General features: G+C 46.6%; 14 protein-coding genes, 8 tRNA genes and 3 rRNA genes. 7 read left to right on the forward strand and 18 right to left on the reverse strand.

The genetic code is table 11. The features are described from left to right. Positions 1-129: 129 nt before the first annotated feature. The 5 genes from UQW94_RS22290 to UQW94_RS22310 form a co-directional block, all read right to left on the reverse strand. A complete protein-coding gene (locus tag UQW94_RS22290) occupies positions 130-1,149 on the reverse strand; it encodes an SPOR domain-containing protein (RefSeq protein WP_213898897.1) in 1,020 nt (339 codons plus the stop codon). A gap of 157 nt (positions 1,150-1,306) precedes the next feature. Continuing rightward, a complete protein-coding gene (locus UQW94_RS22295) occupies positions 1,307-2,257 on the reverse strand; it encodes an ABC transporter permease (RefSeq protein WP_005384239.1) in 951 nt (316 codons plus the stop codon). A 2-nt stretch (positions 2,258-2,259) separates the two neighbouring features. Continuing rightward, entirely contained in the window at positions 2,260-3,237 is a 978-nt protein-coding gene (locus UQW94_RS22300) for an ABC transporter permease (protein ID WP_005379110.1), read from the reverse strand. Positions 3,238-3,384: 147 nt separating this feature from the next. Next, on the reverse strand, positions 3,385-4,938 hold the full coding sequence (locus UQW94_RS22305; protein WP_005379109.1) for an ABC transporter substrate-binding protein: 1,554 nt from the start codon (positions 4,936-4,938) through the stop codon (positions 3,385-3,387). 92 nt (positions 4,939-5,030) lie between these two features. Beyond that, positions 5,031-6,746: a dipeptide ABC transporter ATP-binding protein gene (locus UQW94_RS22310; protein ID WP_005379108.1), complete on the reverse strand. Its 1,716-nt coding sequence runs from the start codon at positions 6,744-6,746 to the stop codon at positions 5,031-5,033. 661 nt (positions 6,747-7,407) lie between these two features. Here UQW94_RS22310 and UQW94_RS22315 point away from each other — a divergent pair. Next, positions 7,408-8,133, forward strand: a complete 726-nt coding sequence (locus UQW94_RS22315; RefSeq protein WP_033907401.1) for an HAD family hydrolase — start codon at positions 7,408-7,410, stop codon at positions 8,131-8,133. Positions 8,134-8,471: 338 nt separating this feature from the next. Here the strand turns inward: UQW94_RS22315 and UQW94_RS22320 are convergent. From UQW94_RS22320 to UQW94_RS22340, 5 genes are all read right to left on the reverse strand, one after another. Beyond that, positions 8,472-8,548 (reverse strand) — tRNA-Pro (locus UQW94_RS22320). A gap of 64 nt (positions 8,549-8,612) precedes the next feature. Further along, a tRNA-His gene (locus tag UQW94_RS22325) sits at positions 8,613-8,688 on the reverse strand. Between the two features lie 48 nt (positions 8,689-8,736). Next, positions 8,737-8,813: transfer RNA gene (locus UQW94_RS22330), tRNA-Pro, on the reverse strand. A gap of 69 nt (positions 8,814-8,882) precedes the next feature. Next, positions 8,883-8,958, reverse strand: a tRNA-His gene (locus UQW94_RS22335). 33 nt (positions 8,959-8,991) lie between these two features. Continuing rightward, positions 8,992-9,068, reverse strand: a tRNA-Arg gene (locus UQW94_RS22340). A 335-nt stretch (positions 9,069-9,403) separates the two neighbouring features. On the opposite strand from UQW94_RS22340, the gene UQW94_RS22345 reads away from it, so the two are divergent. Next, entirely contained in the window at positions 9,404-9,817 is a 414-nt protein-coding gene (locus UQW94_RS22345; RefSeq protein WP_005384252.1) for a c-type cytochrome, read from the forward strand. A 73-nt stretch (positions 9,818-9,890) separates the two neighbouring features. On the opposite strand, the gene rep is transcribed toward UQW94_RS22345, so the two are convergent. Then, positions 9,891-11,906 (reverse strand): DNA helicase Rep, encoded by a 2,016-nt coding sequence (gene rep, locus UQW94_RS22350; protein ID WP_005379104.1) that lies wholly within the window; start codon positions 11,904-11,906, stop codon positions 9,891-9,893. 170 nt (positions 11,907-12,076) lie between these two features. On the opposite strand from rep, the gene UQW94_RS22355 reads away from it, so the two are divergent. From UQW94_RS22355 to ubiK, 4 genes are all read left to right on the forward strand, one after another. Then, on the forward strand, positions 12,077-12,658 hold the full coding sequence (locus UQW94_RS22355; protein ID WP_005384254.1) for a TetR/AcrR family transcriptional regulator: 582 nt from the start codon (positions 12,077-12,079) through the stop codon (positions 12,656-12,658). A gap of 18 nt (positions 12,659-12,676) precedes the next feature. Beyond that, a complete protein-coding gene (gene vmeC, locus UQW94_RS22360) occupies positions 12,677-13,783 on the forward strand; it encodes a multidrug efflux RND transporter periplasmic adaptor subunit VmeC (protein WP_005379101.1) in 1,107 nt (368 codons plus the stop codon). A 12-nt stretch (positions 13,784-13,795) separates the two neighbouring features. After that, positions 13,796-16,918: a multidrug efflux RND transporter permease subunit VmeD gene (gene vmeD / locus UQW94_RS22365; RefSeq protein ID WP_005379100.1), complete on the forward strand. Its 3,123-nt coding sequence runs from the start codon at positions 13,796-13,798 to the stop codon at positions 16,916-16,918. 131 nt (positions 16,919-17,049) lie between these two features. Then, positions 17,050-17,301, forward strand: a complete 252-nt coding sequence (ubiK, locus tag UQW94_RS22370) for a ubiquinone biosynthesis accessory factor UbiK (RefSeq protein ID WP_005379099.1) — start codon at positions 17,050-17,052, stop codon at positions 17,299-17,301. Between the two features lie 266 nt (positions 17,302-17,567). Here the strand turns inward: ubiK and ilvC are convergent, their stop codons facing one another. Further along, positions 17,568-19,052 (reverse strand): ketol-acid reductoisomerase, encoded by a 1,485-nt coding sequence (gene ilvC, locus UQW94_RS22375; protein ID WP_005379098.1) that lies wholly within the window; start codon positions 19,050-19,052, stop codon positions 17,568-17,570. Between the two features lie 143 nt (positions 19,053-19,195). Here ilvC and ilvY point away from each other — a divergent pair, with 143 nt between their 5' ends. Further along, positions 19,196-20,086: an HTH-type transcriptional activator IlvY gene (ilvY, locus tag UQW94_RS22380; protein ID WP_005379097.1), complete on the forward strand. Its 891-nt coding sequence runs from the start codon at positions 19,196-19,198 to the stop codon at positions 20,084-20,086. A 91-nt stretch (positions 20,087-20,177) separates the two neighbouring features. Here the strand turns inward: ilvY and rrf are convergent. From rrf to UQW94_RS22410, 6 genes are all read right to left on the reverse strand, one after another. Continuing rightward, positions 20,178-20,294: ribosomal RNA gene (gene rrf / locus UQW94_RS22385) — 5S ribosomal RNA — on the reverse strand. Between the two features lie 94 nt (positions 20,295-20,388). Then, positions 20,389-23,279, reverse strand: a 23S ribosomal RNA gene (locus UQW94_RS22390). Between the two features lie 359 nt (positions 23,280-23,638). After that, a tRNA-Val gene (locus UQW94_RS22395) sits at positions 23,639-23,714 on the reverse strand. A gap of 28 nt (positions 23,715-23,742) precedes the next feature. Continuing rightward, positions 23,743-23,818: transfer RNA gene (locus UQW94_RS22400), tRNA-Lys, on the reverse strand. A 2-nt stretch (positions 23,819-23,820) separates the two neighbouring features. After that, positions 23,821-23,896 (reverse strand) — tRNA-Glu (locus tag UQW94_RS22405). A gap of 89 nt (positions 23,897-23,985) precedes the next feature. Beyond that, a 16S ribosomal RNA gene (locus UQW94_RS22410) occupies positions 23,986-25,538 on the reverse strand. Together the 16S, 23S and 5S rRNA genes with 3 tRNA genes alongside form the textbook arrangement of a ribosomal RNA operon. Positions 25,539-25,613 lie beyond the last annotated feature (75 nt).

Genomic DNA, 25,613 nt, shown 5'->3' on the forward strand with positions numbered 1-25,613 from the left:
ATCAGTGGTAGAGCGTGTTAGCAAACGCATCACAAAGAAACGCCACTCAAATAGCGATAATATTTGAGACCGCAAAAAAGCCCCGAACTCGGGGCTTTCTTCTATATTTTGACCGCAATATCTGAGTCGTTATTTCACGCACACCACGTTCAATAATGAGGTTCCGGTGAGCTGATTGGGCTCACGATCGGCGAACAAACCTTTCTTATCTTTGCCCCAATACGGCAGTTGCAGTGGCCATTGATTTTTTTCCATCACCCCAGACGCCCTCAGCGCTTTAAACTCTGCAGGGTTAGCTAAGTTCATACCCAGTTGCTGACATACTTTGTGCGAGTTTTCGTAGTTGAGGCGGTTCCACGGCTTACCATGTTCCATGTAAAACTGATTATGGTGATCGAGTAAATATGGGACCACGTACGTTTTGCCCTGTACTGAAGTTCTCAACCGAACTTCAATGTCATCATTTCCAGTGACAATTGGCTTCGCTTTGGTCTTAGCAACAGGCGTAGACGAAGAGCTATCACGCGAACTTTTTGCCTTGGTATCTGGCTTCTCTGCCCGCGCTTTAAAGGCGTCGGTATCAGCTCGCACAGCAGGAACTGGCGCGGGTTTCGGGGTCACCGTCGGTGTTGGCTTAACCGAAGATGCGGCTGATTTCGACGATACAGTAGATTTAGGTGTAGGTGGTGTTACTGGTTGTTTCGTCCCTTTCCCAACCACTCGGATGAACGCCTCTTTGTAATTCGACAAGGTTTTGACTCCTCGCAAATCTCCCCTCGCATCAGACAGATCTTTGTAAGGCCCAATCAAACAGCGATAACCTTTGGATTCAGGCTTCATCCACACGTCGGTCGTAATCTTGCTGTAAAGCGGCTTTGCTTTCGCGAGTGACATTGGCTTTGGTAGTAATCCGCATTGAATCCAGTAGAGGTAGTTGCCTCCTTGCGGCACTTTCTTTCCCCATACTCCGTTACCAATTGGGCACGTTTTCTCAAGCATCGGTAATTCTTTCTCGCTGGCTTGAGTGGCTTGGCAAAGGAACTCCTCCGCCGATACTGGGCTAGAAAACTGGGCGCATACCAGCAACAAGCCGAAAGCTAGGCTTGCTTGGAAGATACGAGATGGGTGTTGTGCCTTCTTCATTTCCATACACTTCACTCTAAATTAGTGGGTAAGGTCATTATGGCGGCAAAGCGCCAAAAAAATGTGAACAAAGAATAACTAGCAAAAAAAGAGCCGGAATTTGCATCCGGCTCTCAGTTTAGGAAGGAATTAAGCGAATTTACAACGCTTGGCGGGAAAATTCTTATCCTTTGTACAGTTTCGGGTTGAATACATCACGTAGCCAGTCACCCAATAAGTTGATAACCAGAACCAGTGTAACTAACACGATGCCTGGGAAGGCAGTAATCCACCACGCACCTGAGAAGATGTAGTTAAAGCCGATGCTGATCAGCGCACCTAGTGACGGCTGATCAACAGGAAGACCCAAACCTAGGAATGACAGTGCCGCTTCCGACATGATCGCGTTCGCTACCTGTACCGTCGAGATAACCAAGATTGGCGATAGACAGTTCGGCAGAATGTGACGGAACATGATGCGTGGCGCTTTAAAGCCCATCACACGCGCCGCTTCGACGTATTCTTTCTTCTTCTCTGCCAATACCGAGGCACGAATAGTCCGTGCGTATTGCGGCCATTCAGCCACACCGATGATCACCACCAGCATCACCACCGCGTATTGGCTGTAAAAATCGCTGCCAAAGCTGGCTTTGAAAATGGCCGATACGATGATCGCGACCATCATGGTTGAGAACGACAACTGTACGTCTGCAAAACGCATCAAGAAGCTATCGATACGACCACCGAAGTAACCCGCCGACAAACCAATGATGATACCCAGAATCAACTGAAGACCGACGGCTAAAAAGCCGATCGTCAAAGACAAACGAGAACCGTAAAGAATGGTCGATAAAATATCACGGCCTTGCTCATCAGTACCAAGAACAAAACGCTCATCGCCATCTTCCATCCACGAAGGTGGCAACTCAGAGTCCATGATGTCGATAGACGTCAGATCGTACGGGTCTGTTGGCGCAAGAATCGGTGCAGCCAATGCCAATACTAAGAACATCATAAAGACGGTAAAACTCGCCATCGCCACTTTGTCGCGTTTGAAGTAATACAGAAAATCTGACTCTTTGAAACGCTGCCACGCTGATGGAGCGGGAGCTGGTGTTAAATTTGATTGGCTCATGATTAAGCTCCTTTTCCAGTTAGGTTCACAGTTGGGTTGATGATGCCGTACAGCAAGTCAACGATGGTATTGGTTACCACGAAGATCAGACCAACAAAGATAACGTAGGCAGTGATCAGCGGTGTATCTACACGGTTGATTGCCTCTAGGAAAAGGAAGCCAGTGCCCGGCCATTGGAACACGGTTTCAGTAAGAATGGTGTAGGCCACCATGGTACCAATCTGCACGCCACCTACCGTCAATACTGGTAGCATGGTGTTCTTAAGTGCATGTTGGTAATAAATCTTTTGTAAGTTCAAACCTTTTGCTTTGGCGAACTTAATGTATTCCGAACTCAGAACTTCCAGCATTTCTGAACGCACCAAGCGGATGAACAACGGCAGCATGATAGACGCTAGCGCAATACAAGGTAGGATGAGGTGCTTGATACCATCAATGGTAAAGAAGCCAGATTCCCAACCGAGTACGTTAGCGGTTTCACCTCGCCCATAGGAAGGCAACCAACCGAGTTCTATGGAGAAGACATACATCAGCATGATTGCGGTTAAGAACACCGGAATCGAGATACCGACACTGCTCATCGCCATGACAAATTTGGTAAAAACACTCTTAGGATGAATCGCAGAGTACACCCCAAGCGGAATAGAGAAAACAATGATGATAAGCGTCGCGCCAAACACGAGCTCTAATGTAGCTACCAGCTTGTCGAGAATCACCTCAACCGCAGGTCGCTTGAAAAAATATGAGGTACCCAAATCACCTTGCAGTGCATTACCCACAAAGCGCGTGTACTTTGTGATAAAGGGATCGTTCAGGCCCAAGTCGTCGCGTAGCGCTTGACGCTCCGATTCCGAAACCGACTGACCTACAAGCTCACGCAGCGGATCACCCAGGTTGTCCTGAATGGCAAACGCCACCAAACTGATCACAAACATCACTATCAGTGCCTGAAACAGGCGCTTGACCAGAAACGAAAACATTCCTTGCCCCTTAACTATCCATAGATCTCTAAATTAGAGAGAAAATTCAGTCTAAATAACCAACTCAATCCGACTGAAACAAAACTGAGTCGAGTGCTTTAAGTTGAGGAGGGAAATCCATCCCTCCTCAAAGTCGACTAACCGTGATTATTCAACCACTAGGTCACCGAAGTAAGGCATTACCATTGGGTTAACGATATCTGCCGCTTTCACGTTAGACTTCGCGCCCCATGCTTCACTTTGCCAGTGTAGCGGTACGAATGCTGCGTCGTTGTATAGTGTCGCTTCTACGCCCTTCAGCATTTCTGCACGTTTCGCAGGGTCCGTCTCTACGTTCGCAGCTTCAACCACTTTGTCCATTTCTGGGTTTGAGTAGTAACCACAGTTGTACTGACCACGACCGGTTTCTTCGTTACGAGTCATAGTTAGGAACTCGTTGAAGTTCGCTGAGTCTTCTGTATCTGAGTGCCAACCGATCATCAGCATGTCTGCCGCACACTTGTCGAACTCAGGCCAGTACTGCGCTTTTGGCATGGTCTTCAGATCAACCTTGATACCGATCTTAGACAACATTGCCGCCGCCGCTTGTGCTACTTTCGCATCGTTCACGTAACGGTTGTTTGGTGCGATCATCGTTAGCGTCAGGCCGTTTTCGTAACCCGCTTCTTTCATCAGTTCTTTCGCTTTCTTCAAATCGTAGCGAGGAACCAGTTTGTCATCGTGACCCACGTAACCTGCCGGGCTTTGCTGACCAGCAGCCGTTGCGAAGCCTTTCATGATTTTCTTCACGATACCTTCGTTATTGATTGCGTGAACAATCGCTTGGCGAACGCGAACGTCTTTCAATGCTTCGTTGCTGTTTTGGTTTAGTTGGAACGTGATGATACGAGTACCAGGTAGCGTAACTAGGTCGATGCCATCAGCATCTTCAACGCGTTTGTGGTCGTTTGGCGCTACAGGGTGAATCATGTCAACACCGCCAGAAAGCAGCGCTGCTACACGAGTCGCGTCTTCTTTGATTGGAACAAGTGTTAGCTTATCAACGTTACCTTTCGACTCTTTGTCCCAGTAATCTTTAAAGCGTTCAAATTCCACTTTTACGCCCTGCTCACGTGATGTCACGATGAACGGACCCGTGCCAGAAACGTTAGTCGATGCGAATGAGTTACCGTGCTTCACTAGTTCAGACTTGTCTTTGCCGTCTGCGGTTTTACCCGTGTAGAACTTGCTGTCCATAGGGAAAATGTACGTTGCGGTTTGCAACACTAGTGGGTAAGGACCTTTAGTTACAAGATCGAACGTGTTGTCGTCAACTTTGACGATTTTTTCGTACGGGTCGAAGATGTTTTTAAAGTCAGGAGAGCTTTGTAAACGCTGGAACGTCCACACGACGTCGTCAGCCGTTAGAGTATTGCCAGAATGGAATTTCACACCTTCACGTAGTTTGAAACGAACAGTCGTATCGTTAATACGTTCCCAGCTTTCTGCTAGGCGAGGCTCGAAATCCATTTTTTGAGTAAAGCGAACCAACGGATCAAATACCATGTGTGACATTTGCAGTGTGCCACCTGATAGCTGCTCATGTGGGTCAAGCGATACTGGGTCAGCTGCATAGCCAACTTTGATATCTGCTGCCATTGCGTTAAAGCTTAGGCCCGCAGCCATTAGCGCCACTGCTAATTTGCTTTTCATGGTTTTCATTTGCATAACTCCTTCATGCGGGGATACGGATCCCTTGTTGTTGTGTTTGCGTCTTTGTTATGACTAAAGGTTAGCCAAGCGAATTGCTTGGTTTATGCCGTTTCGATCTCTTCTCGCAAGCCAGTAAACTCCGGCATCAGAGAAATCAATTTTTTGCTGTATTCGTGTTGAGGTGCCGTGAATAACTGTTCTGTTGGTGCCACTTCTAAAAGTGTACCCATTTGCATCACACCTACTCGGTCACACATCTGACGAATAACAGGTAAATCGTGGCTGATAAACAACATAGTCAAGTTCAGCTCACTTTGCAGATCTTTCAGCAAGTTTAGAATTTGTGCCTGTACCGATACGTCCAGTGCTGAGGTCGGTTCATCACAAATCAAAAGTCGAGGACGAGTCGCCAACGCACGCGCAATAGAAATACGCTGACGCTGACCACCGGAGAATTCATGAGGGTACTTAAGCCCAGCCATTCGACCCAAACCAACATGATCCAATAGGTCATTCACGATTTGGCGAGTTTCCGACTCGTTTTTCGTCAATTTATGGAAACGGATTGGCTCAGCAATAATATCGAATACCTTCATACGAGGGTTCATTGAAGTATATGGGTTTTGGAACACCATCTGCATTTGACGACGCATCGGGCGGCGCTCTTTCTCAGAGGTTAAAGCGGTCAGGTCAATGCCCTCGAATTTCACCTGACCAGAGTTAGGTTGGTATAAACCAGCAATCACACGTGCAATGGTCGATTTACCTGAACCAGACTCGCCCACCAAACCAAAGGTTTCGCCTTCGTGCACTTCAAAGCTCACATTATTAGATGCTTGCACGTATTCTCGGCGGCTCTCGAACAAAGAGTCTTTGGTCACAAAGCGAAGATTGACGTTCTTCACGTCCAAAAGCGGGCCAGTGTACTCACGCTCATCTTGGCTTTGTCCTAACCAGTGGTTCTTGATATCGAGTGGCTCCATTTCCGCCGCTTCTTCGATATAGCTTACTAACGGGAAACGATCTAGCTTTCTGTCTGAACGTGGTACCGCTGAAATTAGACTGCGAGTATAAGAATGATCAGGATCGCCCAATACTTTGGCTGTTGGTCCAAACTCCACCAAGTCACCACGATACATTACCGCCACGCGATCGGTGACGTTGGAGACGACACCCATATCGTGAGTAACCAACATACAGCCGACATTGTTCTTGATACACAGCTCGCGGATCAAGTTGAGGATTTGGTCTTGGATAGAAACGTCTAACGCCGTAGTTGGTTCGTCCGCAATGATGAGATCAGGCTCACCAGCCAAAGCAATGGCAATGACAACACGCTGACGCATACCACCAGAGAATTGGTGCGGGTACTGCTTTAAGCGGTTTTCTGGTTGAGGAATACCAACCTGCTGCATAAGAGAAAGCGCGCGCTGATACGCCTCTTCATCAGAGACCTTCATGTTAGCGTGGATCGTCTCTTTCAGCTGTTGCTCAACAGTAAAAAGTGGATTGAGCGAGGTCATCGGATCTTGGAAAATAAAACCTATTTTCGAGCCGCGAACCTTACGCATCGCTTCTGGTGATAGGCCAGAAATTTTTTCTCCATCCAAGAATACATCACCGCTAGCAACGCGACCTGGAGGGCTAAGCAAATCAATAACGGCGTTACCAACGGTGGATTTACCCGCACCTGATTCGCCAACAACACCCACGATTTCACCACGTTCAATATGAAAAGAAAGTGACTTCACGGCAGCGTGAACGCCGTGTCGGGATGGGTATTCAATACGAAGGTTTTTCACTTCTAATAGTGACATTTCAGACCTCTACTGCCTTGTCTGTGGTATCGAATCATGCCAAAGGCACCATTCATCACCTGAATGAATCCGTTCAAATTCAGAATAATACTCTGAAATCTTAATGCGGAAATAATTTGGCAAAAATCACACAAAAAAGCAACAATTAAAGTATATTCCGCCGAAAAAACATTAAATAAACGCACAATTAGCGAATAAAAATGCATTAACAAGTATTTAACCATTTTCATATCACACTATTTTTGTGCGTCATGCACCAATAAAACTAGAAAAATGCTCTAAAAGTAAACATGAGCTAAACAAGATCATTAACCATATTATTCATGTGCATTTATTAACATTTAACAAACAATATCATATGCAAAAAGTGTTTTTTCAACATAAAAAACTATTAATAAAATAGTCGGCAAATACAAAAAGCCAAACTTAGGAAGAGAAAGGATCGGTCAAAACGTGAACAAAACAGCAAAACCACACAAATCCTGCTCCAACGCAGATTATGCGCCACTTAAGCGGTTTATTGACTAAGCAAAGGAAAGTACCGCTATCCTCATTCGTACGTCATAAGAAAACTCGCCGATTTTAACCCTTTACGACACAATTGAGAGTGGGATAATAGATGAACAGTGTCAAAGCCAAGCCGTAAATAAAAGGAGCTCCTGTGCTTAAAGCGATTTTTTTTGATATGGACGAGACTTTATGTGCAACGTCACAAGCCGATAAAGTTGCAGGACAAGCGTTTACAACTTGGATTCATAAGACCTACCCACAAGTTACCGAGCCAAAAGCGTTTTTGCAGCGCTACTTGCAGGGTGTATACAAAAAGCTGAATGCTGAGTTCCCTCACCTTGTGGCTCTGCTACCCGATGAAAATGCTTTCCGTTGTGGCCTGATCCAAAACATCTTGGCGGAGCAAGGCGTCAGCATCACTGCAAAAGAGGCTCAACAAGCTCAAGACTACTTTGACTCTGCACGTATGGGCGCGTTCACTTTCTTCCCTGGTGTAAAAGAAATGCTCAGCGACCTTCGTCAACATTACAAACTCGTCGTGATCACTAACGGCCCGATTTTTTCTCAACACCCTAAATTAAACGCGACACAAATGAGCAACTGGGTGGACCATATTATTGTGGGAGGAGAAGAGCCAGAAGAGAAACCTGCTACAAGTATTTTCCAAAAAGCGCTCGACTTGGTCGAAGTAAAACCAGAAGAGGCTCTACACGTGGGCGACTCTTTACCTGCTGACATTGCTGGCGCTAACAATATGGGCATTTTGAGTGTGTGGGTGAATGCGACAGGCGCAAGTAACTCAACGGATATAACGCCAAGTTTTGAAATCCAAAAAACGGTAGAAGTAAAAGAAATCCTTAAAACACTCGCCCAATAAAAGCAGCGGATTAGAAAACTACAAACCCCCAGACACTGCTCTGGGGTTTATTTTGTCAGCTCGAAAAGCATTTAGATCATAGGTGGTCAAAAGCCCCTAGAGCTGTACACTTTTGGGAAAAATTGAAATGGAATGCCGATTCTTTTCAGGAGAGATGCAAAAAAGCCCCAGTCTTTCGACTGAGGCTCTAAATAGCGGTCGGTGAAGAGCCGAATTCTAACTTCAGGCGAACCCCACTTGGGTTCAAATCCATTGATACATTACCGACTAATACAGTCCAAGCGAGATCATAAACTCTAAAACGACGAAAGCCTGCTAAAAAGCAGGCTTTCTAATAGTGGTCGGTGAAGAGGGATTCGAACCCCCGACCCTCTGGTCCCAAACCAGATGCGCTACCAAGCTGCGCTATTCACCGAACTGTATTTGCTGATTTTCTCAAATCAGACAGGACACTTCAACTAAGAAGTCACCTTAATTAATGGGGTGGCTAACGAGATTCGAACTCGCGACCACCGGAATCACAATCCAGGGCTCTACCAACTGAGCTATAGCCACCATCAATTTTTGCTGTTTACCGCTCTATTCGAGCCATAAACTAAATAGTGGTCGGTGAAGAGGGATTCGAACCCCCGACCCTCTGGTCCCAAACCAGATGCGCTACCAAGCTGCGCTATTCACCGACGATGTTTTATCTTGATTGAATCAAGATTGGGAGCAATGCTACCGCATTCAATCTAAAAAAGAAAGAATGGGGTGGCTAACGAGACTTGAACTCGCGACAACCGGAATCACAATCCGGGGCTCTACCAACTGAGCTATAGCCACCACTGATTTTTACCGATGTATCCTCCGAGGCAATGGTACGCCCGAAAGGATTCGAACCTTCGACCTTTGGCTCCGGAGGCCAACGCTCTATCCAACTGAGCTACGGGCGCATGCCCTATCGGCGGAGTGGAATAATACGGATATCACACTATGCCGTCTAGTACTTTTTTTACTTTTTTTATCGTTTGGTCTCTTTTTCGACAGTTATCTTCCGTTAAAGTGGATTTTTGATGTGATTCACGCCCTGTCATGGATAACTTGTTGTTTATTGCAACAAGTTATCGGGATATAATCACCCATTATTTACATTGATTTAACAGCTGCAACCAAGTTGTCTAATCATTCTATGCCATTCAGTGGAATTTAATGATTTCTCTGCTCGGCATTAATACTCTAACTATATAAATAGGTAAGTCACTTACCTCGGGAATGTGAAGTGGGTTTAATGGATATGTCTCGACAAATGATTAGCGTTTTGTTCGCTGCCTTAACGTTTTCTACGGCAGCTTTAGCTTCTGACATCAGCCAAACTGAATACGATGCGATCGCAGAACGCATCCAACCTGTCGGTGATGTTTATCTAGCAGGTTCTGAGCCAGTGAAAGAAGAACCAACCGGTCCACGTGATGGCGCCACAGTTTATGGTACTTTTTGTATTGCTTGTCACGCATCTGGTGTAAACGGCGCACCTAAAACAGGTAATGCCGATGATTGGGCACCACGTATTGCACAAGGCAAAGATACGTTAGTGAAGCACGCATTAGAAGGCTTCAATGCGATGCCAGCCAAAGGAACCTGTATGGACTGTTCTGACGATGAAATCATCGCAGCAATTGACCACATGATTGAAGGTCTATAAGTAAAGACATCAACGAAAAAGGCTTGCCAGTTGGCAAGCCTTTTTGTTTTTAGTCAGTGAGAACAAGGTTACTTTACTTCTTAAACATTGCTCGAATATTGGCAATGTGTGCTTGACCTTTCGCCATACGCTCTTCTGCTGATACTGGCTTTTTGTTTACTTCCCATTCAACGTCATCAAATGGCAACTCATCCAAAAAGCGGCTTTGAGTCGGTTTGATCAACTCGCCGAACTGCCGACGCTCTTTGCACATAGTGAAAGTCAGTTCACGTTGCGCGCGAGTAATACCAACGTACATCAGGCGACGCTCTTCTTCCACGTTATCTTCATCAATACTGGTTTGGTGCGGTAAAATACCTTCTTCGGACCCAATTAAGTATACATATGGGAACTCAAGGCCTTTTGATGCGTGCAAGGTCATCAGTTGTACTGCATCACTGTCTTCATCTTCTTCACCGCGCTCCATCATGTCACGCAAGGTCAAACGTTGAACGACTTCTTTTAACGTTTTCTCTTCTTGATCGTAGTTGTCACCCTCTAGGTCCGCCACTATCCATGAATAAAGATCAGAAACGTTCTTCATTCGCATTTCAGCGGCTTTCGGACTTGCTGAAGTTTCGTATAGCCAATCTTCATAATGGATATCACGAACTAGCGAACGAACCGCTTCGACGGTATCACCACGCTCAGCTTGATCAGCAATCGCCACTAGCCATTGGGTGAAACGACGCAGGTTTTCTAGGCCACGTCCCGTTAGGTGCTGTTCGAGCCCCATTTCAAAGCTCGACTCAAACAGGCTCTTGCCTCGCATATTGGCATAACTGCCTAATTTCTCTAACGTTACTGGGCCTATTTCACGTCGCGGAGTGTTCACAATGCGCAAAAATGCATTGTCGTCATCCGGATTAACCAAAACACGCAAATACGCCATGATGTCTTTAATCTCTGCGCGTGCAAAAAACGAGGTGCCACCAGAAATTTTATACGGTACACGGTTTTGCATCAGAGACTTTTCAATCAAACGTGATTGGTGGTTACCACGGTATAGAATCGCATAATCTTTATATTCGGTACGGTTTAGGAACTTATGTGCAATTAGTTCACCCGTTACGCGCTCTGCTTCGTGCTCTTCATTTTTAGCCAACAACACTTTGAGTTTTTCACCGTCAGGAATTTCAGAGAACAAGGACTTCTCATAGACGTGAGGGTTGTTAGCTATCAAAATGTTGGCCGCACGCAGGATTCGACTCGTTGAACGGTAGTTTTGCTCTAGCTTAATCAAACGCAAATTCGGATAATCTTCACCTAGCAACACGAGGTTCTGAGGTTTCGCACCACGCCATGAATAAATAGACTGATCGTCATCCCCTACAACCGTCAATCGTCCACGTTCTCCGACAATTAATTTGACCAGCTCATACTGACTCGTGTTGGTATCTTGATACTCGTCAACCAGTAGGTAACGGATACGATTCTGCCAACGCTGACGAACGTCTTCATGATTACGTAAGAGTAAAACGGGCATCAAAATTAGGTCATCAAAATCGAGCGCGTTATAGGCTTTCATTTGCTTTTGGTACATATCAAAACAGAACGCAAACAATTGTTGCTGTTCACCTTGCGCACGCGCTTTGGCTTGCTCTGGCGTCAACATGTCGTTTTTCCAGTTGGAAATACAACTCAGAAGCTGACGTAGCAGATCTTTATCACCATCAAGCTGCTTTTCAGTAAGCTCTTTGAGCAGAGCTAGCTGGTCTTGGTCATCAAACAGTGAGAAGCCCGCTTTCAACCCTAAATGCTTGTACTCACGCTTGATGATGTTCAATCCTAAAGTGTGGAATGTTGATACCATCAAACCTTTAGACTCACCTTTCCCTAACGTTTGACCTACACGCTCCTTCATTTCACGTGCCGCTTTGTTGGTAAACGTCACCGCCGCAATGTTACGCGCTTTGTAACCACATTGCTGAACCAGATAAGCGATTTTATTGGTAATAACACGAGTTTTGCCCGAGCCAGCACCAGCTAGCACTAGGCATGGACCAGACACGTATTTCACGGCTTCATCTTGACTAGGGTTCAGCTTCATAGAAATTCTCTGCGGGTGATGAATGTGGCGCCTATGATAAAGGGGTGGCCTCGTGAAAGCTATGCTGATTTCTTGTAATTTTCACACCAATTAAGTGCAATATTCTGTTGCATAAATGGCGGGTATTTAAGCTATAATGAATGAACGTTCATTCACTAAAGGGTGACATTATGAAGGATAACCCTGCTGTAGATAAACGAGAACAAATCTTAGTCGCTGCTGAACAACTCATTGCTGAATCTGGTTTTCAAGGGCTTTCCATGCAAAAGCTCGCCAATGAGGCAGGTGTCGCAGCAGGGACGATTTACCGTTATTTCTCAGATAAAGAACATCTTTTAGAGGAACTACGCCTTAACGTTGCTAAGCGTGTTGCTACTGCGGTGCAACTAGGTGTTAGTGAAGAGATGCCTTTAAAACAGCGTTATCGAACCATGTGGCTCAATATTTGGAATTTAGCGAGCTCGAACTTAAGTGCGATCAGCAACCGAGTCCAATATGAGTCTTTACCCTGTTCAAATAGTAGCAAAGCTCGGGAACTTGAGAGACAAATGTTTGCCCAAGTAGATCTTCTTTTTAATCAGGGTAAAGACGAGGGAGTATTCAAGCTTCTCGATAACGAAGTACTTTCTGGATTAAGTTTTGAGGCAAGTGTTGCACTTGCTCGGAAACACGCTTTGGGATTTTATCAACTGGATAAGACGGCATTAGAGGCCGCTATTGAAGCCAGTTGGGATGCAATTATTAAACACTAACTTGGAGTTCTTAATAGAATGAAAAAGTGGACTTTCTTTATGTTACTTATCGCCGTTCTCTTGTTCGGCAGCGTGATAGGTTTCAATTTATTTAAGCAACAAAAGATCGCTGAATACATGGCAAACCGTCCTGAACCTGAGTTCCCAGTAACCGTGACAGAAGTGCAAGCGGTGGATTGGGTACCAGTCATCGAGGCAATTGGTTTTATCGAGCCAAACCAAGGCGTGACGGTAGCGAACGAAACGAGCGGTGTTATCGATAAAATCGCGTTTGATTCCGGTACTCAAGTTAAATCGGGTCAGCCATTAGTGTTGCTTGATTCTGAAGTCGAAAAAGCAAATTTGAAGAGCTCGCAAGCTAAGTTGCCAGCGGCAGAAGCGAAATACAAACGCTACCAAGGCCTATTCAAAAAAGGCTCTATTTCTAAAGAAGCGTATGACGAAGCAGAAGCAAACTACTTCTCCTTAAAAGCGGATATTGAAAGCCTGAAAGCAACCATCGACCGACGCGAAATCAAAGCGCCATTTGATGGTGTGGTAGGTATTCGTAACGTGTACCTCGGTCAGTACCTACAGGCGGGCACCGATATTGTTCGCCTTGAAGATACCAGCGTGATGCGCTTGCGCTTCACCGTGCCACAAACCGATATTTCACGTATCAATATCGATCAAGAAGTGGATATCTTTGTTGACGCTTATCCAGACCAACCTTTCAAAGGGTCTATTTCTGCGATTGAACCAGCTGTAAACGTACAAAGTGGTTTGATTCAAGTTCAAGCGGATATCCCTAACAGTGACGGCAAACTACGTAGTGGTATGTTCGCGCGTGCAAACATCATTCTGCCTAAATTAGAAAATCAGGTCACGCTACCTCAAACCGCGATCACATTTACGCTGTATGGCGACAATGTTTACATCGTAACAGAAGAAGATGGCGAAAAACGCGTTAAGCAGCATGTGGTAAAAGTTGGCGAACGCTCTAAAGATATCGCACACATTCTAGAAGGCGTGAAGCCAGGTGATGTAGTGGTGACATCGGGTCAAGTCCGTTTGAGTAACCATGCGAAAGTAAGCATTGTCGAAAGCGATGCAACTACCCCACCTGCTGAAACACCAATGCTTTAAGTTGGAGGCATCATGCGCTTTACAGATGTTTTTATAAAACGTCCAGTTTTAGCGGTATCGATCAGCTTTTTGATTGCATTGCTTGGTTTGCAAGCGGTGTTCAAAATGCAGGTTCGTGAATACCCTGAAATGACGAATACGGTGGTCACCGTGACCACCAGTTACTACGGTGCAAGTGCCAACTTGATCCAAGGCTTTATTACTCAGCCATTGGAGCAAGCGGTAGCGCAAGCCGATAATATTGATTACATGACTTCGCAATCGGTACTGGGTAAATCGACCATTACTGTAAACATGAAGTTGAATACTGATCCAAATGCGGCGTTGTCTGACATTCTGGCGAAAACCAACTCGGTACGTTCACAGCTACCAAAAGAAGCCGAAGACCCAACCGTAACCATGTCGACAGGTTCGACAACGGCGGTACTGTACATCGGCTTTACGAGTGACGAGTTATCTTCAAGCCAGATCACTGACTACCTTGAGCGTGTAATCAACCCGCAGTTGTTCACCGTAAACGGTGTGTCCAAAGTTGACCTGTATGGTGGTATGAAGTACGCACTGCGCGTATGGCTAGATCCTGCCAAAATGGGCGCTTTGAAGTTGACCGCTACGGATGTCATGAGCGTTCTTAACGCCAACAACTATCAATCTGCAACCGGTCAAGCGACGGGTGAGTTCGTGCTTTATAACGGTAGCGCAGATACTCAGGTATCAAACGTTGCTGAACTTGAAGCATTGGTCGTGAAAACTGGTGAAGGGGATGTCATCCGCCTAGGTGATATCGCTAAAGTAACGCTAGAGAAGAGTCACGACGTTTATCGCGCAAGTGCAAACGGTCAAGAAGCTGTGGTTGCGGCGATCAACGCAGCGCCAAGTGCTAACCCAATCAACATTGCAGCAGACGTACTTGAACTGTTGCCTCAGCTTGAGCGCAACCTACCAAGTAACATCAAAATGAACGTAATGTACGACTCAACTATCGCCATCAACGAATCGATTCACGAAGTAGTCAAAACGATTCTTGAAGCAGCGGTCATCGTACTTGTGGTTATCACACTGTTCCTAGGTTCATTCCGCGCGGTAATCATTCCTATCGTGACCATTCCACTTTCATTGATTGGTGTGGCAATGGTGATGCAGGCAATGGGTTTCTCTTGGAACTTGATGACGCTACTGGCGATGGTGCTTGCCATCGGTCTGGTGGTGGATGACGCGATCGTTGTACTAGAAAACGTTGACCGTCACATCAAAGAAGGGGAATCACCATTCCGAGCTGCAATCATTGGTACGCGTGAAATTGCGGTTCCAGTTATCGCGATGACATTGACGCTAGGTGCAGTGTACGCACCGATCGCATTGATGGGTGGTATCACCGGTTCATTGTTCAAAGAGTTCGCTTTGACACTGGCAGGTTCAGTATTCGTATCCGGCATCATCGCTTTGACACTATCACCAATGATGTGTTCGAAGATGCTGAAGGCGAACGAGAAGCCAAGCAAGTTTGAGCAAAAAGTTCACCATATCCTTGATGGCATGACCACTCGTTACGAAGGCATGTTGAAAGCGGTAATGGCTCATCGTCCGGTTGTTATTGCGTTTGCAATCATTGTATTTGCAAGCTTACCGGTCTTGTTCAAGTTTATTCCTAGCGAACTAGCACCATCTGAAGATAAAGGTGTGGTCATGCTGATGGGTACCGCCCCATCAAACGCGAACTTGGACTATATCCAAAATACCATGGATGACGTAAACCAAATACTCTCAGATCAACCGGAGGTGGAATACGCACAGGTCTTTAATGGTGTACCAAACTCAAACCAAGCGTTTGGCCTAGCAACATTGAAGCCTTGGAGTGAACGAGAGGCAAGCCAATCTGAAATCACGAAACGTGTGGGTGGCCTAGTATCAAGTGTGCCTGGTATGTCTGTCACTGCATTCCAAATGCCAGAGCTTCCAGGTGCAGGCTCAGGTCTACCTGTTCAGTTTGTAATTACAACACCAAATAGCTTCGAGAGCTTGTTTACTATCGCTAGCGATATTCTAACCGATGTTGCAAGTAGCCCAATGTTTGTCTATTCCGACCTTGATTTGAACTACGATTCAGCAACGATGAAGATCAAGATCGATAAAGACAAAGCGGGTGCCTACGGTGTGACGATGCAAGACATTGGCATCACTCTCAGCACCATGATGGCAGATGGTTATGTAAACCGAATCGACCTGAATGGTCGCTCGTATGAGGTGATTCCTCAAGTTGAGCGTAAATGGCGTCTAAACCCAGAATCGATGAAGAACTACTATGTACGCTCTGTAGATGGTAAAGCGGTTCCATTAGGCAGTCTGATTACTATCGATGTGGTGGCTGAGCCTCGCTCTTTGCCACACTTCAACCAGCTAAACTCAGCGACTGTGGGTGCAGTACCATCGCCTAGTGTTGCTATGGGTGACGCAATCGACTGGTTTGAGAATATTGCACAAACCAAGCTGCCTGCAGGCTATAACCACGATTACATGGGCGAATCTCGTCAGTTTGTAACGGAAGGTAGTGCCTTGTATGCAACCTTCGGTCTTGCACTTGCGATCATCTTCCTCGTTCTGGCGATTCAATTTGAATCACTCCGCGACCCTATTGTCATCATGGTATCTGTACCTCTGGCAATCTGTGGTGCCTTGATCGCATTGGCCTGGGGTACAGCCTCGATGAACATCTACTCGCAGGTTGGTTTGATCACGCTGGTCGGCCTAATAACCAAGCACGGTATCTTGATCTGTGAAGTCGCCAAAGAAGAGCAGTTACATAATAAACTGTCTCGTATTGATGCGGTGATGGAAGCTGCGAAAGTGCGTCTTCGCCCTATCCTAATGACCACTGCAGCGATGATCGCAGGTCTGATCCCGCTGATGTACGCAACAGGTGCAGGTGCCGCGCAACGTTTCAGTATCGGTATCGTCATCGTTGCAGGCCTTGCAATCGGTACACTGTTCACACTATTCGTACTACCTGTGATTTACAGCTACCTAGCTGAAAAACACAAACCTCTGCCAGTATTTGTTGAAGACAAAGACTTGGAGAAGTTAGCGCGAGTTGACGAAGCGAAAGCAGCTCATCGTGAATTAGCGGATAACAGATAAGCTATTAAGGCATTCAAAAAGGTCACTTCGGTGGCCTTTTTTATTGCCGCTCTCTTTTTTGCCATCTAAGTGGCGACTTTCACGTATCATTTACTTAAAATGAGGACAAATCAAAAGGAGTTTTAGCCACTATGTTTGACCCAAAGAAATTAGAGCAAATTGCTAAACAGATTCACGACTCAATGCCTCAACCTGTAAAAGAATTGGGCTCTGATGTCGATCAGAAAGTTCGTCAAGTAATCCAAGGCCAGCTAAACAAGCTAGATGTTGTAAGTCGCGAAGAGTTTGATGTTCAAACTCAAGTTTTACTACGTACACGTCAAAAGCTAACAGAAATGGAACAGAAGTTGGCGCAACTTGAAGAAAAGCTTGCTGAAAAATAAGTATCAAAGCGCTCCTCACAAAGGAGCGTTTTTCTTATCGGCGCGCAGATAAATCGGCTAAAAACAAAAAGGCTTGGTCAACGGCGACCAAGCCTTTTGATTAGATGTTGTGTTTTATTTTGTATTTATCACTCCAGTCTGCCTGGAGTTTATCTACTGCGTTACTTGAGACTAAGTAAATTACGCTGTATTAAGGTTTCATTTCTAGGAGAAGGCGCGGACTTTACGATAGTAAACGAGCACCTTCGACACCGAAATGGAGTCATTTAGCCGCCCACCGCGATACGCTTCATATCAGTCATGTAACCACGTAGCTCTTCACCGATGTACTCTACAGGGTGGTTACGGATTGTTTCATTCACAGCGATAAGAGTCGCGTTATCCACTTGGTTAGACGTTTCACCTAAACCTTTACCAATTACGTCAGTATTTACGGCTGGCATAAACTTCTCACGTAGAAGCGGCGTTGCTACGTTAGCGAACAGGTAGTTACCGTATTCCGCAGTGTCTGAGATAACCACGTTCATCTCGTATAAACGCTTACGTGCGATAGTGTTTGCGATAAGTGGCAGCTCGTGTAGAGACTCGTAGTAAGCAGACTCATCAATGATGCCAGATGCCGTCATCGCTTCGAATGCTAGCTCAACACCCGCACGAACCATAGCAACCATCAAGATACCGTTATCGAAGTACTCTTGCTCAGAGATTTCTACGTCAGTTTCTGGGTAGTTTTCGAAAGCAGTTTCACCTGTTTCTGCACGCCAGCCTAGTAGATTTGCATCGTCGTTTGCCCAGTCAGCCATCATAGTGCTAGAGAAGTGACCGGTGATGATGTCATCCATGTGCTTGTTGTATAGCGGACGCATCAGTTCTTTTAGCTCTTCAGAAAGCTCAAATGCTTTCACTTTTGCAGGGTTAGTTAGGCGATCCATCATGTGAGTGATACCACCAAACTTCAGTGCTTCAGTGATGGTTTCCCAACCGTATTGAAGAAGCTTACCAGCGTAGCCAGGATCGATACCATCAGCAATCATCTTCTCGTAACATACGATAGAGCCAGCCTGTAGCATGCCACAAAGGATAGTTTGCTCACCCATTAGGTCAGATTTCACCTCAGCAACAAAAGAAGACTCTAGACAGCCTGCACGGTGACCACCTGTTGCTGCAGCCCAAGCTTTCGCGATATCCCAACCTTCACCTTTTGGGTCGTTCTCTGGGTGAACAGCGATAAGAGTCGGTACACCGAAACCGCGCTTGTATTCTTCACGAACTTCCGTACCTGGACATTTAGGTGCAACCATTACTACCGTTAGGTCTTTACGGATTTGCATGCCTTCTTCAACAACGTTGAAACCGTGAGAGTAACCTAGTGCTGCGCCTTCTTTCATTAACGGCATTACCGTCTCAACAACGTTTGTGTGCTGCTTATCTGGAGTAAGGTTTACTACTAGATCAGCTTGTGGAATTAGCGTTTCGTAGCTACCTACCTCAAAACCGTTGTCTTTTGCGTTTTTGAATGACTGGCGTTGCTCATCAATCGCGGCTTGGCGAAGCGCATAAGCAACGTCTAGACCAGAGTCGCGCATGTTCAGACCTTGGTTAAGACCTTGAGCACCACAACCTACAATGACTACTTTCTTACCTTTCAGATAATCCGCTTCTGAAGCGAACTCACTGCGGTCCATAAAACGACAACGACCTAATTGGTCCAACTGCTCGCGCAAGTTTAGGGTATTGAAATAATTAGCCATCTGGGTGCTCCTTTGAGATTCTTCCATTGAGGTCAGTAATTGCCTTACCGAATAACTTCATACTAAAACAGACATGAGATTGCTTAAAGTGATATATTCACAATTAGTTATTGCAATTTATGCAACATGGAAATGAAAATTTAATGAATATCAAAAGCCTGCAACTTTTCATTCATCTCTGTGAGAGTAAAAGTTTCGCCAAGACCGCAGCGGCAATGCATATTAGCCCTTCAGCCTTAAGCCGACAGATACAAAAATTAGAGGAGGAAACCAGCCAACAATTGTTTTTACGCGACAACCGTAGCGTTGATTTAACTATCCAAGGTAAAAAGCTAGTCCCAGTAGCCTTAAAGATTCTTGGCGAATGGCAGCAGTATCAGAGTCACCTGAAGGGAACCGAGGATGAATTGAAAGGAGAAATCCGTCTCTTTTGTTCTGTTACTGCAAGCTACAGCCATCTTCCGGAGCTAATCTCTGACTTTCGTATTCAGAACCCTTTCATTGAGTTCAAACTATCAACCGGCGATCCAGCTCAAGCGATCGACAAAATACTAGCAGATGAAGCCGATATTGCCATATCAGCCAAGTCAGAACAGATGCCAAATAAAATCGCATTTGAAACGATCAGTGAAATCCCACTTTCTGTCATCGTACCTGTTGGGGTTAGTGCGTTTGCTGAAGAGCTACAAAAAGAAAAACCAGACTGGTCGGTCATTCCATTCATACTCCCAGAAGCAGGAACGGCAAGGGACAGGGCCAATACTTGGCTCAAACAAATGAAAATAAAGCCAAAGATCTACGCACAAACCTCCGGACATGAAGCCATCGTAAGTATGGTTGCATTGGGGTGTGGAGTAGGTATCGCACCTGATGTTGTAATCAACAACAGTCCGGTAAGAGAAAAGATAAATCGTTTAAAAGTCTTACCAATTAAACCTTTTAAACTTGGTGTTTGCTGCAACAAAACTCAGCTGGAGAATCCGCTTGTTAAAGCCTTTTGGAAGGTTGCAGAGAGCAAGTATATCGCACCTTAGATGAACACTTTTTAGGTATAAAGTGAGCTAATTTTAAAACTCTATAGATGCAAAAAAGCCCGCTCTTTCGAGCGGGCTTCTTAAATTTAAAGCCTGGCGATGTCCTACTCTCACATGGGGAAGCCCCACACTACCATCGGCGCTATTTCGTTTCACTTCTGAGTTCGGCATGGAAGTCAGGTGGGTCCAAAACGCTATGGTCGCCAAGCAAATTCTTTAATCTGGAAAGCCGTTTTTTTAATTCTCGTTCTTACACATTCAATGTTCTTTCATTGAGTCCATCAAAACCCCTTGGGTGTTGTATGGTTAAGCCTCACGGGCAATTAGTACAGGTTAGCTCAACGCCTCACAACGCTTACACACCCTGCCTATCAACGTCGTAGTCTACGACAACCCTTTAGGATACTTAAAGTATCAGGGAGAACTCATCTCAAGGCTCGCTTCCCGCTTAGATGCTTTCAGCGGTTATCGATCCCGAACTTAGCTACCGGGCAATGCGTCTGGCGACACAACCCGAACACCAGAGGTTCGTCCACTCCGGTCCTCTCGTACTAGGAGCAGCCCCTTTCAATTCTCCAACGCCCACGGCAGATAGGGACCGAACTGTCTCACGACGTTCTAAACCCAGCTCGCGTACCACTTTAAATGGCGAACAGCCATACCCTTGGGACCGACTTCAGCCCCAGGATGTGATGAGCCGACATCGAGGTGCCAAACACCGCCGTCGATATGAACTCTTGGGCGGTATCAGCCTGTTATCCCCGGAGTACCTTTTATCCGTTGAGCGATGGCCCTTCCATTCAGAACCACCGGATCACTATGACCTGCTTTCGCACCTGCTCGAATTGTCATTCTCGCAGTCAAGCGGGCTTATGCCATTGCACTAACCTCACGATGTCCAACCGTGATTAGCCCACCTTCGTGCTCCTCCGTTACGCTTTGGGAGGAGACCGCCCCAGTCAAACTACCCACCAGGCACTGTCCGCAACCCCGATAAGGGGTCGACGTTAGAACATCAACACTACAAGGGTGGTATTTCAAGGACGGCTCCACGCAATCTAGCGACTGCGTTTCAAAGCCTCCCACCTATCCTACACATGTAGGGTCAATGTTCAGTGCCAAGCTGTAGTAAAGGTTCACGGGGTCTTTCCGTCTAGCCGCGGGTACACTGCATCTTCACAGCGATTTCAATTTCACTGAGTCTCGGGTGGAGACAGCGTGGCCATCATTACGCCATTCGTGCAGGTCGGAACTTACCCGACAAGGAATTTCGCTACCTTAGGACCGTTATAGTTACGGCCGCCGTTTACCGGGGCTTCGATCAAGAGCTTCGACCGAAGTCTAACCCCATCAATTAACCTTCCGGCACCGGGCAGGCGTCACACCGTATACGTCATCTTGCGATTTTGCACAGTGCTGTGTTTTTAATAAACAGTTGCAGCCACCTGGTATCTGCGACTCTCAATAGCTCCATCCGCGAGGGACTTCACCGTCGAGAGCGTACCTTCTCCCGAAGTTACGGTACCATTTTGCCTAGTTCCTTCACCCGAGTTCTCTCAAGCGCCTTGGTATTCTCTACCCGACCACCTGTGTCGGTTTGGGGTACGATTCCTTACAATCTGAAGCTTAGAGGCTTTTCCTGGAAGCATGGCATCAATGACTTCACATCCGTAGATGCTCGACGTCGTGTCTCAGCTTTAAGAAGAGCCGGATTTACCTAACTCTTCAGCCTACGCACTTGAACCTGGACAACCGTCGCCAGGCCCACCTAGCCTTCTCCGTCCCCCCATCGCAATTGTAAGAAGTACGGGAATATTAACCCGTTTCCCATCGACTACGCCTTTCGGCCTCGCCTTAGGGGTCGACTTACCCTGCCCCGATTAACGTTGGACAGGAACCCTTGGTCTTCCGGCGAGGAGGTTTTTCACCCCCTTTATCGTTACTCATGTCAGCATTCGCACTTCTGATACGTCCAGCATGCGTTACCACACACCTTCAACCGCTTACAGAACGCTCCCCTACCCAATGCACTAAAGTGCATTGCCGCAGCTTCGGTTTACTACTTAGCCCCGTTACATCTTCCGCGCAGGCCGACTCGACCAGTGAGCTATTACGCTTTCTTTAAATGATGGCTGCTTCTAAGCCAACATCCTGGCTGTCTGAGCCTTCCCACATCGTTTCCCACTTAGTAGTAATTTGGGACCTTAGCTGGCGGTCTGGGTTGTTTCCCTCTCCACGACGGACGTTAGCACCCGCCGTGTGTCTCCCGGATAGTACTTACTGGTATTCGGAGTTTGCAAAGGGTTGGTAAGTCGGGATGACCCCCTAGCCTTAACAGTGCTCTACCCCCAGTAGTATTCGTCCGAGGCGCTACCTAAATAGCTTTCGGGGAGAACCAGCTATCTCCAGGTTTGATTGGCCTTTCACCCCTAGCCACAAGTCATCCGCTAATTTTTCAACATTAGTCGGTTCGGTCCTCCAGTTGATGTTACTCAACCTTCAACCTGCCCATGGCTAGATCACCTGGTTTCGGGTCTATATCCAGAGACTGAACGCCCAGTTAAGACTCGGTTTCCCTACGGCTCCCCTAGATGGTTAACCTTGCCACTGAATATAAGTCGCTGACCCATTATACAAAAGGTACGCAGTCACAGGACAAAGCCTGCTCCTACTGCTTGTACGTACACGGTTTCAGGTTCTATTTCACTCCCCTCACAGGGGTTCTTTTCGCCTTTCCCTCACGGTACTGGTTCACTATCGGTCAGTCAGTAGTATTTAGCCTTGGAGGATGGTCCCCCCATATTCAGACAGGATATCACGTGTCCCGCCCTACTCGATTTCACTGAACACACGTCGTCAACTACGGGACTATCACCCTGTATCGTCGGCCTTTCCAGGCTGTTCGTCTAACGCGTGTAAAGCTTAAGGGCTAGTCCAATTTCGCTCGCCGCTACTTTCGGAATCTCGGTTGATTTCTTTTCCTCGGGGTACTTAGATGTTTCAGTTCCCCCGGTTCGCCCTGTTGAGCTATGTATTCACTCAACAGTAATACCTTATGGTATTGGGTTTCCCCATTCGGAAATCCCAGACTCAAATGGTTTTTACTACCTAATCTGGGCTTATCGCAAGTTAATACGTCCTTCATCGCCTCTGACTGCCAAGGCATCCACCGTGTACGCTTAGTCACTTAACCATACAACCCGAAGGAGTTTCGAGTTGATAATCAAATCACCAAAGTTGTCTCTCATTATTTGAATGAGCGAGAGACATATCGATTTTGCCGGACTCATCTCTTTACCTTCATTTTTAGAAAAAATGAAAACAAAAAGCCAAGAACACTTGAATGTGTTTTTTGGTGTTTATCTTTCGATAAACATTGAGAACTTTACAAACAACAATAAATTGTTGTTTTGTCAGCTTTCCAAATTGTTAAAGAGCTATGTTTCTTCACAAGGAAGTTACATTTTCTAAAGACTTTCAGAGTCAAAAATACCAACCAGTATCAATTGCTTGTTCTGGTTTGGACGTTTTATTCCAAAAATACTTAGAGAATGGTGGGCGATACCGGGCTCGAACCAGTGACCCCCTGCTTGTAAGGCAGGTGCTCTCCCAACTGAGCTAATCGCCCACATTGTTTTGATTTCCGTGGAAGGAAATGGTGGGTCGTGCAGGATTCGAACCTGCGACCAATTGATTAAAAGTCAACTGCTCTACCAACTGAGCTAACGACCCAATGGTATCCCGTAGGGGAGTCGAACCCCTGTTACCGCCGTGAAAGGGCGGTGTCCTAGGCCTCTAGACGAACGGGACACTAAGTGAACATCTTGGGGGATGTTCTATCTCTTAAACTTCATAAACCGTATCAATCTGTGTGAACACTCATCGCAATAATCATCGTTTAAGGAGGTGATCCAGCGCCAGGTTCCCCTAGCGCTACCTTGTTACGACTTCACCCCAGTCATGAACCACAAAGTGGTAAGCGTCCCCCCGAAGGTTAAACTACCTACTTCTTTTGCAGCCCACTCCCATGGTGTGACGGGCGGTGTGTACAAGGCCCGGGAACGTATTCACCGTGGCATTCTGATCCACGATTACTAGCGATTCCGACTTCATGGAGTCGAGTTGCAGACTCCAATCCGGACTACGACGCACTTTTTGGGATTCGCTCACTCTCGCAAGTTGGCCGCCCTCTGTATGCGCCATTGTAGCACGTGTGTAGCCCTACTCGTAAGGGCCATGATGACTTGACGTCGTCCCCACCTTCCTCCGGTTTATCACCGGCAGTCTCCCTGGAGTTCCCGACATTACTCGCTGGCAAACAAGGATAAGGGTTGCGCTCGTTGCGGGACTTAACCCAACATTTCACAACACGAGCTGACGACAGCCATGCAGCACCTGTCTCAGAGTTCCCGAAGGCACCAATCCATCTCTGGAAAGTTCTCTGGATGTCAAGAGTAGGTAAGGTTCTTCGCGTTGCATCGAATTAAACCACATGCTCCACCGCTTGTGCGGGCCCCCGTCAATTCATTTGAGTTTTAATCTTGCGACCGTACTCCCCAGGCGGTCTACTTAACGCGTTAGCTCCGAAAGCCACGGCTCAAGGCCACAACCTCCAAGTAGACATCGTTTACGGCGTGGACTACCAGGGTATCTAATCCTGTTTGCTCCCCACGCTTTCGCATCTGAGTGTCAGTATCTGTCCAGGGGGCCGCCTTCGCCACCGGTATTCCTTCAGATCTCTACGCATTTCACCGCTACACCTGAAATTCTACCCCCCTCTACAGTACTCTAGTCTGCCAGTTTCAAATGCTATTCCGAGGTTGAGCCCCGGGCTTTCACATCTGACTTAACAAACCACCTGCATGCGCTTTACGCCCAGTAATTCCGATTAACGCTCGCACCCTCCGTATTACCGCGGCTGCTGGCACGGAGTTAGCCGGTGCTTCTTCTGTCGCTAACGTCAAATAATGCAGCTATTAACTACACTACCTTCCTCACGACTGAAAGTGCTTTACAACCCGAAGGCCTTCTTCACACACGCGGCATGGCTGCATCAGGCTTGCGCCCATTGTGCAATATTCCCCACTGCTGCCTCCCGTAGGAGTCTGGACCGTGTCTCAGTTCCAGTGTGGCTGATCATCCTCTCAGACCAGCTAGGGATCGTCGCCTTGGTGAGCCCTTACCTCACCAACTAGCTAATCCCACCTAGGCATATCCTGACGCGAGAGGCCCGAAGGTCCCCCTCTTTGGCCCGTAGGCATCATGCGGTATTAGCCATCGTTTCCAATGGTTATCCCCCACATCAGGGCAATTTCCTAGGCATTACTCACCCGTCCGCCGCTCGACGCCGTTATCGTTCCCCGAAGGTTCAGATAACTCGTTTCCGCTCGACTTGCATGTGTTAGGCCTGCCGCCAGCGTTCAATCTGAGCCATGATCAAACTCTTCAATTTAAGATTTTGTCGGCTCAATGAATACTGAACATTACATAAAGTAATGTTTGAATTGACTGTGCTGAATCCGAAGAT

Source organism: Vibrio sp. PBL-C16, from assembly GCF_034321865.1.
Classification (GTDB): Bacteria; Pseudomonadota; Gammaproteobacteria; order Enterobacterales; family Vibrionaceae; genus Vibrio; species Vibrio alginolyticus.